The organism is Melissospora conviva (assembly GCF_049523535.1).
GTDB classification, from domain to species: domain Bacteria; phylum Actinomycetota; class Actinomycetes; order Mycobacteriales; family Micromonosporaceae; genus Melissospora; species Melissospora conviva.
Genome location: NZ_JBLLDT010000011.1, coordinates 78,601 through 91,133 on the forward strand (window position 1 = coordinate 78,601; position 12,533 = coordinate 91,133).

The following is a 12,533-nucleotide window of genomic DNA, read 5'->3' on the forward strand; positions in this document are numbered from 1 at the left end:
CCGGGCATCCGCCGCACGGTCCAGGGGGGCGGATCCAACTCGCCTACCTTGATGTTGTTGCTGGTGTCAGCCTCTCTGACGCAGCGCCTGAAGCGTCGCGGGGGTCGGTTCGGGCTGTGGTCGCCAGATGCCTTCTCCGCCGGCGTACACAAGCTGAGGGCCGATGTCGCTGATGGTCTGAACGGCGTCCAGCAGGCGGTCCACTTGCTCCAGCGTCACGCCCAAGCCGAGACTTGCCCGGACAGCGGTGCCGGACGATGCATCGGGATGACGGTCGCGCAGTAGGTGCCGGGTGAGCGGGTGCGCACAGAACCACCCCTGCCGGACTCCGATGCCGTACTCAACGGAGAGCGCGCTGGCCAGCAGGCCGGAGTCGATACCGTCCAGGCTCATGGTGACGATGCCGACCCGCGAACTCGCCGGACCGAACAGGGACAGTTCACCAACGCCGGGGATCTCCGCCAGTCCGGTGCGCAGCCTGGTGAGCAGGGCGGACTCGTAGGCCATGATTGAGTCCCAAGCCGGGCGCAGCACCCTGCAGGCGGTCGCCAGCGCCACCGCCCCGATCACGTTCGGGGTGCCGGCCTCGTGGCGAGCCTCGCCGCTCACCCACTCGACGCGGTCCGCGTCGTCGGACACGTACGCGGTGGCTCCACCGCCGATCAGGTAGGGCTCCGCCGAGGCGAGCCAGTCGGCACGCCCTGCCAGTACGCCGACGCCGAACGGCGCGTACATCTTGTGGCCGCTGAAGGCGACGTAGTCGGCATCGAGTCCCGCCATGTCCAGCGGCCGGTGGGCGACGAGTTGAGCGGCGTCCACCGCAACTCGGGCTCCGTACCGATGCGCTGTTTCGACAATCTCCTGCAGTGGAAGAAGCTCGCCGGTCACGTTGGATGCCGCCGTCACACTGACCAGCACTTCGCCGCCGCGTCGCCGAGCCAGGGTGCGTTCGAGGTCGGCGAGAAGTTCGTCAATCCCGGGCGGAATGGGAAGATGTTCGACCGTCCGCCAGGGCAGCAGGTTCGCGTGGTGTTCGCCGGCGAACACGATCACGGTCGCGTCATCCGGCACCGACCGCGCCAGCAAGTTGAAGGCGTCCGTGGTGTTACGGGTGAAGATCACTGCATCATCGGGACGGGCGCCGACAAACTGCCGGACCGCCTGCCGGGCATCCTCGTACCGGGCTGTGCACATGTTGGACAGAGTGCCTGCCCCTCGATGCGCGCTGGCGTACCAAGGGAGAAAATCAACGATCTCCTCCGCCACTGCTGACAGGCAGGGCGCGGTCGCCGCGTGGTCGAAGTTGGCGAAGGAAACCATGGCGCCGTTCGCTAGGGGCACCATCACGTCGGAGCCGAGTACGGCCGGCAGGACGAAGGTCGGCGCGATCGCACGCCGGGCGTTGAACGGGGCGACGGTCACTGAAGGCTCCCTGTGGCAGAAATAGGTGAACTGTCGGTTCCGCCGACCTGCCGCGGCGCGCAGGAGCCCTTGCCCGCTCCTGCGGCGCCGCGATCGAATGTCGGTGTGAGCGCTTTGCCGTGCGCGGATGACGCTGATGGCGCTCTCAGGTCGCCGGTTCGGTGATGTTCACGACGGTGATGTAGAGCCGTTCCAAGGCGCTTCCCTGCCGCTTGCGGCGCAGCTTTATCCGGCCGATTTCTCCTGTGGAGCGCACGTGCGTACCACCGCAGGGAATCACCATGTCACCGCTGTGCCAGACCCGCGCCTCATGCTCACCCTCAACCGGGACGGTACGGATCTCCAGGTCCCTGGCGATGATGTCGTTGGCCCGCTCCTCCCACTCGGCCACCTCCTCGGTGGTGAGCCGTTCGGGCGTGTGGAAATCAAAACGGGCCGTCTCCCCGTCGATGCGGGCACCCTTGGTGTACAGATCGGGACGGGCGGTGGTGGCGAACCAGAAGCCGAGATGAGCGGCTGAGTGGTGCCGCATGTTGCGCAGCCGGCGTTCCCAGTCGATGGACACCTCGACCTCCGTGCCGACGGCGGGCGGTTCCGCGCCCGCGGCGAGCACGTGGCCCACCTCTCCATCGATCATGATGAGGTCGGGAAAGCTGGGATGGGCGAACGGCCGGCCCCCGACCTTCTGCGTGTCGACGACGCACGCCGAACCGATGCGTCCGGTGTCCCCCACCTGTCCGCCGCCCTCCGGGTAGAAGACCGTCTCGGAGAGGAACACCTTGTCGCCCCGAATGCCACTGACCGTGGCCGAACAGTCGCGGCGATAAGGGTCGTCAATGTATAGCTTTGTGGTCACTTTCAATCTCCGGCATTCGTGATGACGTGGTCGGGAGTAGCGTCATGTGGCGGTGTCAGGGATTCCAGATAATCCGATATTCCGTCGTAGGCGAAGGTGAGCGTGCAGGATTCGCGCGGCATTTCGCGCGCTACGCGACAGGCTGCTACAACGTTGGCCGCAGATGATATGCCGACTGCGATTCCCTCAGTCTGCAGCAGTTGCCGCATCATCCTCAAGCAGTCCTCGTAGGACACCTGAACCTCCTGGTCGATGAGGTTCAAATCGAGGATCGGTGGCACGAGTCCCACCGCGAGGCCCTGGATCCGGTGCGGTGCGAACCGTTCCTCCCGCAGCGAACATCCTTCCGGCACCACCGCGACAATCCGCATGTCGGGATGCTGAGACTTCAGAACCCGTCCCACTCCTGTCAGATGCCCTCCGGTGCCCACCCCGGCAACCATCGCGTGGAGAGCGCGGCCATTCAGTGCAGTGAGAATCTCTTGTGCAGTGGTGCGCTCGTGGATCGCAGGATTTGCCGGATTGGCCTGTTGATGCAGCATCACCCAGTCGGGATTCCTGAGCAGCATCCGCTGCGCCAGTTGCGAATGGGAGTTGTTGCCCAAGCGGTGGTCGGACAGCACTACTTCTGCACCGAATCCGCGCAACAGGCGCTGTTTGGCGGTGCTGTAGTTGTCGGGAATGACGAGTACCAGCCGGTAACCGAGGATTGCGGAGGCCATCGCAAGGCCGACTCCGGTGTTGCCCCCGGTGGACTCGATGATGGTCTGGCCGCTGCCCCGAAGCAGCTCTCCCTGCTGCTCCGCGTCGTGGATCATGCTCAACGCGATCCGTACCTTGTGGCTACCCCCCGGATTCAGCATCTCCAGCTTGATGAGGAGGTCGCGGTCAAGATCGGGCTCGATCCTGGAGAGCCGGACGAGGGGCGTGTTTCCGATCGTGTCGAGCACGGAATCCGCGATATCGGTGCGAGGTACTGTCATTGGGCCCCCTGGTTGGTGTGCCGCTGGTCGGCCGATCCGGCGATGGAGACATCCGGTGCGCGCTCCTCCGGTGAGCCAAAGGAGGCGTACTCGGTGTAGTGGCCCAGGTGTTCGTCAAAGTCGAAGAGCCGTGAGCCTCGCACTCGTTCATTGGTGACATCGACCACGAGGTGGCGTACCGGGTAGACCGGTCGGTCGTCAAATACTGCGTGCCGGTGGTCTTCCTCGCTGAAGTAGGCGCCGACGTCGGGGTGCGAGTGGTAGATGATTCGCACCGGGTCGTCGCCGTCGAAGGACTCTGCGAGGACACGCAGGTCGGGCAGACCGAAGGCGAATCCGGTCCGGGACGTGCGGCCGGACTCCACTGCCCGATCTCCAGAAAGTTGATCGATCACATTGGCGCAGCGAGTCACCCCCGTTGCTCTGATGAAACCGCAGGCCTCCGCGGGATACACATCCTGGACGTGCGCATAGACCGCCGCGAGCGCGTTCTCGCTGGGCTGACCGTCTGCGGTGAGCGTCGCTGACGACGTCGATGAACCAGCCGAGGCGGAGGGTGGGAGCGATGCGGGCTGGTTGCGGCGCTGTCCCCACTGGGTCATGCCGAAGGCGAGCAGGATCACGCCGGTCAGGGCCAGGTCCACGTGGCTGAAGGCAGTCCCCTCGATCATCACGGAGAAGAGTTGGGAGAAGATCGGAAACAGGACGAAGACGAACGACGCGGTGACCGTGTCCGTCCGCTGGACCAGCCAGAAGTAGACCGCGAACCCGATGACCGATGCGATCACGCCGAGATAGAGGGTCGCTCCGACGCTCCGCGCCGTAAATGCCTCAGGGCCCGGGCGTTCGATGATCAGTCCGAGGCCGGTGAGCACGACGCCGGCGAGGGTCATCGGGAGCGTGTTGAGCGTGAGCGAGTGGATCTCCCCGCCGTGCTTCTTGATCATTATGTACGCCAGCGCGTGCAACACGGCGGCGCAGAGTACCGCCAGTACGCCCCAGCCACTGGTCACTGCCACACCCTGGGAGTGCATGATCAATGCGCCCAGCGCGGTGAAGGCGACGAGCACGCTGACGAACTGTGTCGCCGAGATCCGGGTGCGCAGGATCGGCACGCTGAAGACGACCATGAGGACGGCCACCGATGAGAAGCAGATGGCAGTGAGGCCCGAGGAGATGTACTGCTCGCCAAAGTTGTACAGGTAGAAGGGAATGGCGAAGTAGCAGGCGAAGATGAAGCCAAAGAACCAGTTGAGCTTCCTCGGATAGGTCATTGGCTTGTTCAAGTATCGGCAGGCTGCGATGAACACCGGTGCGGCGATGACGAAACGCAGTCCTGACGCGGTCAGCGGGGGCATGTCGGTGACGGCCATCTTGATCGCGATCCAGGTGGACCCCCAGATCAGGCACACCATGACGAAGCAGAGCGCAAGTTTGACCGTGCGCCTGCTGGGACGATGGAACCGTGCCGTTATTGTCCGAGCGGTATCGGTTTCGAGCGCGGAGGACATTGTCGAAGAGTCTCCAGACGAAGTCGTGGGCAGCCGTCGGCGCAGCTGGGTCGACTCGGGCATGGCGCGAACGGCGCTCAGGCCGAGAGGGGAATCCGCTCGGACCGTGCCGATTTGCCGGTCGGTATGCTGAGGGTTACGGCAGAGCCGCCGTGGCGGATTCTGATGTGGGTGAAAGCGCGTATCCCGCGGGCCCGCGGTGACACCTGAACGGTCATGGACCTGGGGCTGCGTTGCAGGACGCAGAGATCGCCCGCGGGCAGTGGCAACTGGGAAGGGTCCAGCAGATCGACGGTGAGACCGGCGCGCTCGAAGTTGTCGCCATGCAGCCGAAATCGGAACCGGCCCAGTGCCTCCACGCCGTAGACCGCCATGGGCCGAGGACCCGTGACGGTCTGGTACTGGTTCAGTACGACGACTTGACTGCCGGCCGGCACATCCGTGCGTACGAGTGCATGGCTGCCGATGACAACGTCGTCGCCGATCGTGACGGGTCCGAGGACCCGGGCGAAGCCCGCAATCTCGACCCGATCGCCCAGGCGAGGATGCCGCGGGCCGGGCACGTTGTCGGCGACTTTCAGCGCGCCGAGCACGACGCCTTGGAGTATGTAGCAGTCGGAGCCGGTAACGACGGCCTCGCCGATGACCGTGCCGAGCCCATGATCGATGACGAAGCGGGGGCCGATGGAAGCGCAGGGGTGTATTTCCACGCCGGTCCGTACGCGGGCCACTTCGGACATGGAACGTGCCAGGATGAGCGACTCAAGGGGATCGGCGGTAGAAAGGCGCAGCACGGTGTGCGCGAGACGATAGGTCAGCACGCTCTCATAGCACAGGTAGGCCTGGAGTACGTACCGCCATGAGCCGCAGCTGGCGGGATCCCGGTCGGTCAGCGCGAACAGGTCTCCCACCGCCAAGTCGAGGGCCTGTGACCGTATCGCGGCCGGGGCGGTCCCGAGTCGGTGCAGTCCGCCCGCCCAGGGAGCGAGCAGTTTGTCGATGACGCGGGTCAGTTCACGCGCCGGCTCTGTGAGATCGCTGGATCCGTTACAGGCAGGTTCTGTTTCGTTGATGGACATTTCATTCCCCCGTGGTCCAGCCGGCCCCTGGCGTGCTCGATTCCCGGCTGCGGCGTACGCGAAGTCCGTCGAAGAAGGACAACGTCATATAGTCGACGCCGAATATATACCAGCGAATGGGTTTGCGAAGGCCCGTTGGCCGGGCGCCGTCACCGCGAGTCGTCAGCCGGCGACAGGGCCGCGACTGCGCTTGGCCCGCCCCGGCGTCTGCCATGTGATCTCAGGGCCGGAACCGGTAGCCCATGCCCGGTTCGGTGATCAGGTGGCGGGGCCGGGCGGGGTCGTCTTCGAGCTTGCGGCGCAATTGGGCCATGTACTGGCGCAGATAGTTGGTCTCGTGCTGGTACTCCGGCCCCCATACGTCGTGCAGGAGCTGCCGCTGGCTCACCAGCTTCCCGGGATGGCGCAGCAGCAGCTCCAGCATCGCCCACTGGGTGGGGGTGAGGCGCACCTGCGTACCGTCGTCGGCGGTGACGGTCCGGGCGGCCAGGTCCACGTTGTGCCGTCCGATCCGGGCGGTGGGGAGGCTGTCGGTGGGAGCGCCGCCGCGGCGGCGGGTGACTGCGCGGATGCGGGCCAGGAGTTCGTCGACGCCGAAGGGCTTGGTCACGTAGTCGTCGGCGCCGGCGTCCAGGGCGGCGACCTTCTCCGCACTGCCGGCCCGCCCGGAGAGCACGATGATCGGCACCCCGGTCCAGCCGCGCAACCCGCCGATGACCTCGGTGCCGTCCATGTCGGGCAGCCCGAGGTCGAGCACCACCAGGTCGGGCGGGTGGGAAGCGGCCGCCTTGAGCGCCCCGGCGCCGGTGCCGGCGACGTCCACCTCGTAGCCGCGGGCGCGCAGGTTGATCCGCAGGGCGCGGACGATCTGCGGTTCGTCGTCGACGACCAGGATGCGGGTCATGTTCCTCCTTCCGGGGCATACCGATCCGAGCCTGGCACGCCAGGCGGCGCGGCGGGCAGCCGCAGCACCATCGTCAGTCCGCCACCCGGGGTGGCCTCCGGGGTGATGCTGCCGCCCATCGCCTCGGTCAGGCCGCGGGACAGCGCCAGGCCGAGCCCGACGCCGGTGGTGTTGTCGCGATCGCCGAGGCGCTGGAACGGCAGGAACACGTGCTCCCACTCCTCGGCCGGGATGCCGGGACCGGTGTCGATGACCCGCAGCTCCACGTCCCCACCGTGGGCGCCGGCGGTGATCGTCGGGGGCGCTCCGGGCGGGCTGTGCCGCAGCGCGTTGGCGACAATGTTGACCAGCACCCGCTCCAGCAGACCGGGATCGGCCAGCGCGGCGGGCAGGTCGGCCGGCAGGTCGGTGGAGACACCGGCGGCGGGTGCGCCCAGGTCGTCGAGGGCCCGCGGTACGGCGTCCTCCAGTCCGATCGCGGTGCGGGTGACGCCGATGACGCCGGCCTGCAGGCGGCTCATGTCGAGCAGATTGGCCACCAGGCGGGCGAGCTGCTCCAGCGACTCCTCGGCGGTGGCGAGCAGTTCCCGCCGGTCGTCGGCGTCGAACTCGACGTCCGCGCTGCGCAGGCTGCTCACCGCGGCCAGGGCGGCGGCGAGCGGCGTACGCAGGTCGTGGCTGACCGCGGCGAGCAGCGCGGTGCGCATCCGGTCGGCTTCGGCCAGCGGCCGGGCGGTGGCGGCCTCCTCGGCCAGGCGTTCCTGGCGGAGCGCGACGGCGGCCTGGGCGGCGAACGCCTCCACGATGCGCCGGTCGGCGGCCTCCAGCCGCCGGCCGGCGAGCACGACGGTGAGGCGCTCGTCGACCGGCACCGCTGTTTCGCCCGCGCCCGGGCTGCCGGGCGGCCGGTCGCCGACGGCGGCCACCACCCGCCAGGCGTTCTCGTCGTGGGCCCGGTCCGGGCGCCCTTCGGCGCCGGCGGCGAGCTCCAGGACGCTGACCGCGCGCAGCCCGAACGTTTCCCGCAGCCGGTCCAGCAGGGCCGGCAGTGGTCGTTCGCCGCGCAGCACGCCGCCGGCCACGGTGGCGAGTGTCTGGGCGTCGGCGGAGGCGCGGGCCGCCTCGCGGGTGCGGCGGGCGGCGGTGTCGACCACCCAGCTGACGGCGACGGCGACACCGACGAAGACGCCGAGGGAGAGCAGGTTCTCGGCCTTGGCGATGGTGAGGGTGTAGTAGGGCGGGGCGAAGAACCAGTTCAGCAGCAGGGAACCGCCGAGCGCCGCGACCAGCGCCGGCCAGAGTCCGCCGACCAGGGCGACTCCGACGACACCGGCGAGGAAGAAGAGGATGTCGTTGGTGAGGGTGAGCGTCGGCAGCGCCTGGAGCAGCAGGGCCAGCAGCGGCATGCCGCCGCCGGCGAGCGCGAAGCCGAGCAGCCGGCGGCGCCGCGACAGCGCCGCCGGGACCCCGGCCCGGCGGCCGCGGCCGGCTTCGGGGTGGCTGACCAGGTGCACGTCGATCGGCCCGGCGGCGGCGGCGGTGCTCATCCCGACACCCCGGGAGAGGAGCTGGGCGAACCGGCCGCGGCGGCTGGCCCCGAGTACGAGCTGGGTGGCGTTGACGCCGCGGGCGAAGTCCCGCAGGGCCGACGGGATGTCGGTGCCCAGCACGTGGTGGTAGGTGCCGCCGAGGCGCTCCACCAGGACCCGCTGCCGGGCGAGCTGGGCCGGGTCGGCACCGGCGAGCCCGTCGCTGCGGGCCACGTGCACGGCGAGCAGGTCGGCACCCTTGCCGCGGGCGGCGATCCGGGCGGCGCGGCGGATCAGCGTCGCCCCCTCCGGGCCGCCGGTCAGTGCCACGACGACGCGTTCGCGGGTCTCCCAGGTGTCGGAGATGCCCTGCTGTGCGCGGTAGGCGTCGAGCTGGTCGTCGACCTTGCCGGCCAGCCAGAGCAGGGCCAGCTCGCGCAGCGCGGTGAGGTTGCCGACCCGGAAGTAGTTGCCCAGCGCCGCGTCGATGCGGTCCGGCGGATAGACGTTGCCGTGCGCCATCCGCCGGCGCAGCGCCTGCGGCGTCATGTCGACCAGCTCGACCTGCTCGGCGGCGCGGACCACCTCGTCGGGCACGGTCTCCCGCTGGGTGGTGCCGGTTATCTGGGCCACCACGTCGTTGACCGACTCGAGGTGCTGCACGTTCACCGTGGAGAGCACGGTGATCCCGGCGTCGAGGAGCTCCTGGATGTCCTGCCAGCGCTTCTCGTGGCGGGAACCGGGCACGTTGGTGTGCGCCAGTTCGTCCACCACGGCTACCTCGGGGCGCCGGGCGAGCAGGGCGTCCAGGTCCATCTCGTCGAACTCGCGGCCCCGGTAGGCGACCGTTCGGCAGGGCACCTGCGCCAGGTCGCCGATCATCGCCGCGGTGTGGCTGCGGCCGTGGGTCTCGACGCAGCCGATCACCACGTCGGTGCCGCGACCGGCCCGCCGGTGGGCTTCCTCCAGCATCGCGTACGTCTTGCCGACCCCGGGCGCGGCGCCCAGATAGATACGCAGCTCTCCTCGTGGCACGAACACACCCTCCTCCGGGTCGCCGCCGCGGCAGGCGGCGGGGTGGGGCACCGGGCCGGGCGTCGCCACGCCGGCCCGGTGCCGTCAGGTCAGCCGAGCGGGAACTCCCGGTCCAGGGCAAGGTTGAGGGTGACGACGTTGACCCCCGGTTCGCCCAGGAAACCGAGCGCCCGTCCGGTGGTGTGCGCCGCGACCAGGCTGCGCACCCGCGCCGGGTCGGCGCCCCGCTCCCGCGCCACCCGCGCCACCTGCAACCGGGCGTACGCCGGGCTGATGTGCGGGTCGAGGCCGCTGCCGCCCGCGGTGACGGCGTCGGCGGGCACCGCGGGTACGGCCGGCGCGTCGCCCCAGACCGGAGTGACCAGTCCGCCGGCGGCGACGTAGTCGACGCCGGGCTGGGCCGGCTCCACCGGCACCCCCTCGTACGCGGTGACGAAGGGCGTGGCCGGGGCGGCCTGGTTGACGCTGACCACCCGGGTGACCGGGCCGGTCAGCCCGTGTGCGCGGAAGACGGCCAGCACCGCGCCGACCCCGTCGGCGGTGCAGTACGGTCGCCGCCCGTCCACGCCGTCGAGTTCTCCGGCGGCCTTGCTGCGTGCGCAGACCTGGGTGAGCAGGCTCGGGGTCGACTCCCGCGGGTCGGCCGTGAGGGTGTCCACGACGCTCTCCGGGCCGAGGTTGCCGGCGGCGGTCGCGGTGGGGTCGTAGCCCGTGCCGGCCGCCGAGGGGCGGGACTGGAAGTAGTGGGGTAGCGGCGTGCCTGCGGCGTCGGTGAAGGACTGTCCGATCAGCTCGCTGCCGACCGCGGCGCCCTCGACGGTGATCAGGGAGCCGTCGGCCCGGACGTCGAGCCCCGGCAGCCGGCCGACGGCGACCAGGGCGAGCGGGTAGGCCAGGCCGAGCAGGACGGTGAAGACGAGGAGGGCGCGCAGCGCGGCGAGGTGCGGGGCGAGCCGGTGGGAAAGGCGCATCAGGACATCCCGGGAATGGTGGCGATGACGAGGTCGATGAGTTTGATGCCGACGAACGGCACGACGACGCCGCCGAGGCCGTAGCGCAGCAGGTTGCGGCGCAGCAGTGTCGACGCGCCGGCCGGCCGGTAGGTCACGCCCCGCAGGGCCAGCGGGATCAGCGCGACGATGACGACGGCGTTGAAGATGACCGCCGACAGGATCGCCGACTCCGGACTGGACAGCCGCATGACGTTGAGGGTGTCCAGGCTCGGATAGATGCCGGCGAACATGGCCGGGATGATCGCGAAGTACTTGGCGATGTCGTTGGCGATGGAGAAGGTCGTCAGCGCCCCGCGGGTGATCAGCAACTGTTTGCCGATCTCCACGATCTCGATCAGCTTGGTCGGGTCGGAGTCGAGATCGACCATGTTGCCGGCTTCCTTGGCGGCCGACGTGCCGGTGTTCATCGCGACGCCGACGTCGGCCTGGGCCAGGGCGGGGGCGTCGTTGGTGCCGTCGCCGGTCATCGCGACCAGCCGCCCACCCTGCTGTTCGGCTCTGATCAGGGCGAGCTTCTCCTCCGGAGTCGCCTCGGCGAGGAAGTCGTCGACCCCGGCCTCCTCGGCGATCGCCTTCGCCGTACGCGGATTGTCGCCGGTGATCATCACGGTGCGGATGCCCATCCGGCGCAGCTGGTCGAAGCGCTCCCGGATGCCGGGCTTGACCACGTCCTTGAGGTGGATGACGCCGATGGTTTCGGCCCGGGAACCTTCAACGTGCTCCGCGACGAGCAGCGGGGTGCCACCGAGGTCGCTGATCTCGGCGACGACCCGGTCGACGTCGGCGGGCGGGTTGCCGCCGTGCTCGCGGACCCAGGTGAGCACGGCGGCGGCGGCGCCCTTGCGGATGCGCCGGGCCGGTCCGGTGACACCGGCGTCCACGCTCGTGTCGCCGAAGAGGTCCACGCCGCTCATCCGGGTCTGCGCCGTGAACGGTACGAAGACTGCGTTCGGCAGCAGGCCCGGTTCCCGTTCCCGCAGCCCGAAGTCGTTCTTCGCGAGGACCACGATGGAGCGCCCCTCGGGGGTTTCATCGGCCAGGCTGGCGAACTGGGCCGCGTCGGCGACGTCGGACGCGGGCCGGCCGGCGACGGGGACGAACTCGGCCGCCTGCCGGTTGCCCAGGGTGATCGTGCCGGTCTTGTCCAGCAGCAGGGTGTCGACGTCGCCGGCGGCCTCCACGGCCCGGCCGCTGAGCGCGAGAACGTTGCGCTGCACCAGGCGGTCCATGCCGGCGATGCCGATCGCCGACAGCAGGGCGCCGATGGTGGTCGGGATCAGGCAGACCAGCAGCGCCGCCAGCACGATCCCGGTGACGCCGGCGTCGGTGATCGCGCCGGAGTCCGGGGCGGCCGCCTGGTGGTTCTTGGCGAAGATCGCCAGCGGTTGCAGCGTCACCACGGCCAGCAGGAAGATGATGCTCAGCGCGGCCAGCAGGATGTTCAGCGCGATCTCGTTCGGGGTCTTCTGCCGGTCGGCCCCCTCCACCAGGGCGATCATCCGGTCGATGAAACCGGCCCCGGGCTTCTGGGTGATGGTGACGACGATCCGGTCGGAGAGCACTTTAGTGCCACCGGTGACCGCGCTGCGGTCGCCGCCGGACTCCCGGATCACCGGCGCCGACTCCCCGGTGATGGCTGACTCGTCCACGCTGGCGATGCCTTCGGTCACGTCGCCGTCGGCGGGGATGATCTCGCCGGCCGCGACCAGTACGACGTCGCCCTGGGCGAGCTCGGCGGCCGGTACGCGAACCTGTCGGCAGGCGCTGATGTCGGCGCCGGGTCGCCAGTCCTGCAACCGGGTGGCGACGGTTTCCTTCTTGGACTGCCGCAGCGTGGCGGCCTGCGCCTTGCCGCGTCCCTCGGCGACGGCCTCGGCGAGGTTCGCGAAGATCACCGTCAGCCAGAGCCAGCCGGTGACGGCCCACGCGAAGACCGACGGGTCGGCCGCCGCGAGCACGGTGGTGAAGGCGGCTCCGATTTCGACGATCAGCAGCACCGGGCTGCGCCACAGGGTGCGCGGGTCGAGTTTGCGCAGGGCCTGCGGCAGAGCGTGGAGCAGCTGCCCCGGGTCGAGCAAGCCGCTGCCGGGGCGGGCGCCCCGGCCGACGGGAGGGGCGGGGTGTTCGGCGGCCGGTGGTTCGCCGGTTGTGGTGGGCGGTTCGCCGGTTGCCGTCGGTGTGGCGTGCATAGTGTGGTTTCC

At 69.4% G+C, this 12,533-nt stretch carries 9 protein-coding genes; all 9 read right to left on the reverse strand.

The window, feature by feature from the left end; all coding sequences use genetic code 11:
* Window positions 1–66 precede the first annotated feature (66 nt).
* The gene (locus tag ACK8GG_RS20235) at window positions 67–1,422 is read right to left on the reverse strand and encodes an aminotransferase class V-fold PLP-dependent enzyme (RefSeq protein WP_440351058.1); all 1,356 of its coding nucleotides are present in this window, start codon (window positions 1,420–1,422) and stop codon (window positions 67–69) included.
* 145 nt (window positions 1,423–1,567) lie between these two features.
* Window positions 1,568–2,278 carry an alanyl-tRNA editing protein gene (locus ACK8GG_RS20240; RefSeq protein WP_440351057.1) on the reverse strand — a complete coding sequence of 237 codons (711 nt, stop codon included), beginning with the start codon at window positions 2,276–2,278 and terminating at the stop codon, window positions 1,568–1,570.
* Between the two features lie 2 nt (window positions 2,279–2,280).
* Complete coding sequence (locus ACK8GG_RS20245; protein WP_440351056.1) at window positions 2,281–3,228, reverse strand: PLP-dependent cysteine synthase family protein; 948 nt, start codon at window positions 3,226–3,228, stop codon at window positions 2,281–2,283.
* A gap of 29 nt (window positions 3,229–3,257) precedes the next feature.
* A complete protein-coding gene (locus ACK8GG_RS20250) occupies window positions 3,258–4,772 on the reverse strand; it encodes an EamA family transporter (protein WP_440351055.1) in 1,515 nt (504 codons plus the stop codon).
* A gap of 77 nt (window positions 4,773–4,849) precedes the next feature.
* Window positions 4,850–5,851 (reverse strand): serine O-acetyltransferase, encoded by a 1,002-nt coding sequence (locus tag ACK8GG_RS20255; protein ID WP_440351054.1) that lies wholly within the window; start codon window positions 5,849–5,851, stop codon window positions 4,850–4,852.
* 220 nt (window positions 5,852–6,071) lie between these two features.
* Complete coding sequence (locus ACK8GG_RS20260) at window positions 6,072–6,755, reverse strand: response regulator (protein ID WP_440351053.1); 684 nt, start codon at window positions 6,753–6,755, stop codon at window positions 6,072–6,074.
* Entirely contained in the window at window positions 6,752–9,319 is a 2,568-nt protein-coding gene (locus tag ACK8GG_RS20265) for a sensor histidine kinase (protein ID WP_440351052.1), read from the reverse strand. Before ACK8GG_RS20265 ends, ACK8GG_RS20260 begins: the two co-directional genes overlap by 4 nt.
* A gap of 89 nt (window positions 9,320–9,408) precedes the next feature.
* The gene (locus ACK8GG_RS20270) at window positions 9,409–10,290 is read right to left on the reverse strand and encodes a potassium-transporting ATPase subunit C (RefSeq protein WP_440353229.1); all 882 of its coding nucleotides are present in this window, start codon (window positions 10,288–10,290) and stop codon (window positions 9,409–9,411) included.
* Complete coding sequence (gene kdpB / locus ACK8GG_RS20275) at window positions 10,290–12,521, reverse strand: potassium-transporting ATPase subunit KdpB (RefSeq protein WP_440357007.1); 2,232 nt, start codon at window positions 12,519–12,521, stop codon at window positions 10,290–10,292. Before kdpB ends, ACK8GG_RS20270 begins: the two co-directional genes overlap by 1 nt.
* Window positions 12,522–12,533: the final 12 nt, after the last annotated feature.

Coding starts and splice junctions, on each gene's coding strand:
- ACK8GG_RS20250 (WP_440351055.1), bottom strand. CDS start 4,772: ATGTCCTCCGCGCTCGAAACCGATACCGCTCGGACAATAACGGCACGG.
- ACK8GG_RS20255 (WP_440351054.1), bottom strand. CDS start 5,851: ATGTCCATCAACGAAACAGAACCTGCCTGTAACGGATCCAGCGATCTC.
- ACK8GG_RS20260 (WP_440351053.1), bottom strand. CDS start 6,755: ATGACCCGCATCCTGGTCGTCGACGACGAACCGCAGATCGTCCGCGCC.
- ACK8GG_RS20270 (WP_440353229.1), bottom strand. CDS start 10,290: ATGCGCCTTTCCCACCGGCTCGCCCCGCACCTCGCCGCGCTGCGCGCC.
- kdpB (WP_440357007.1), bottom strand. CDS start 12,521: ATGCACGCCACACCGACGGCAACCGGCGAACCGCCCACCACAACCGGC.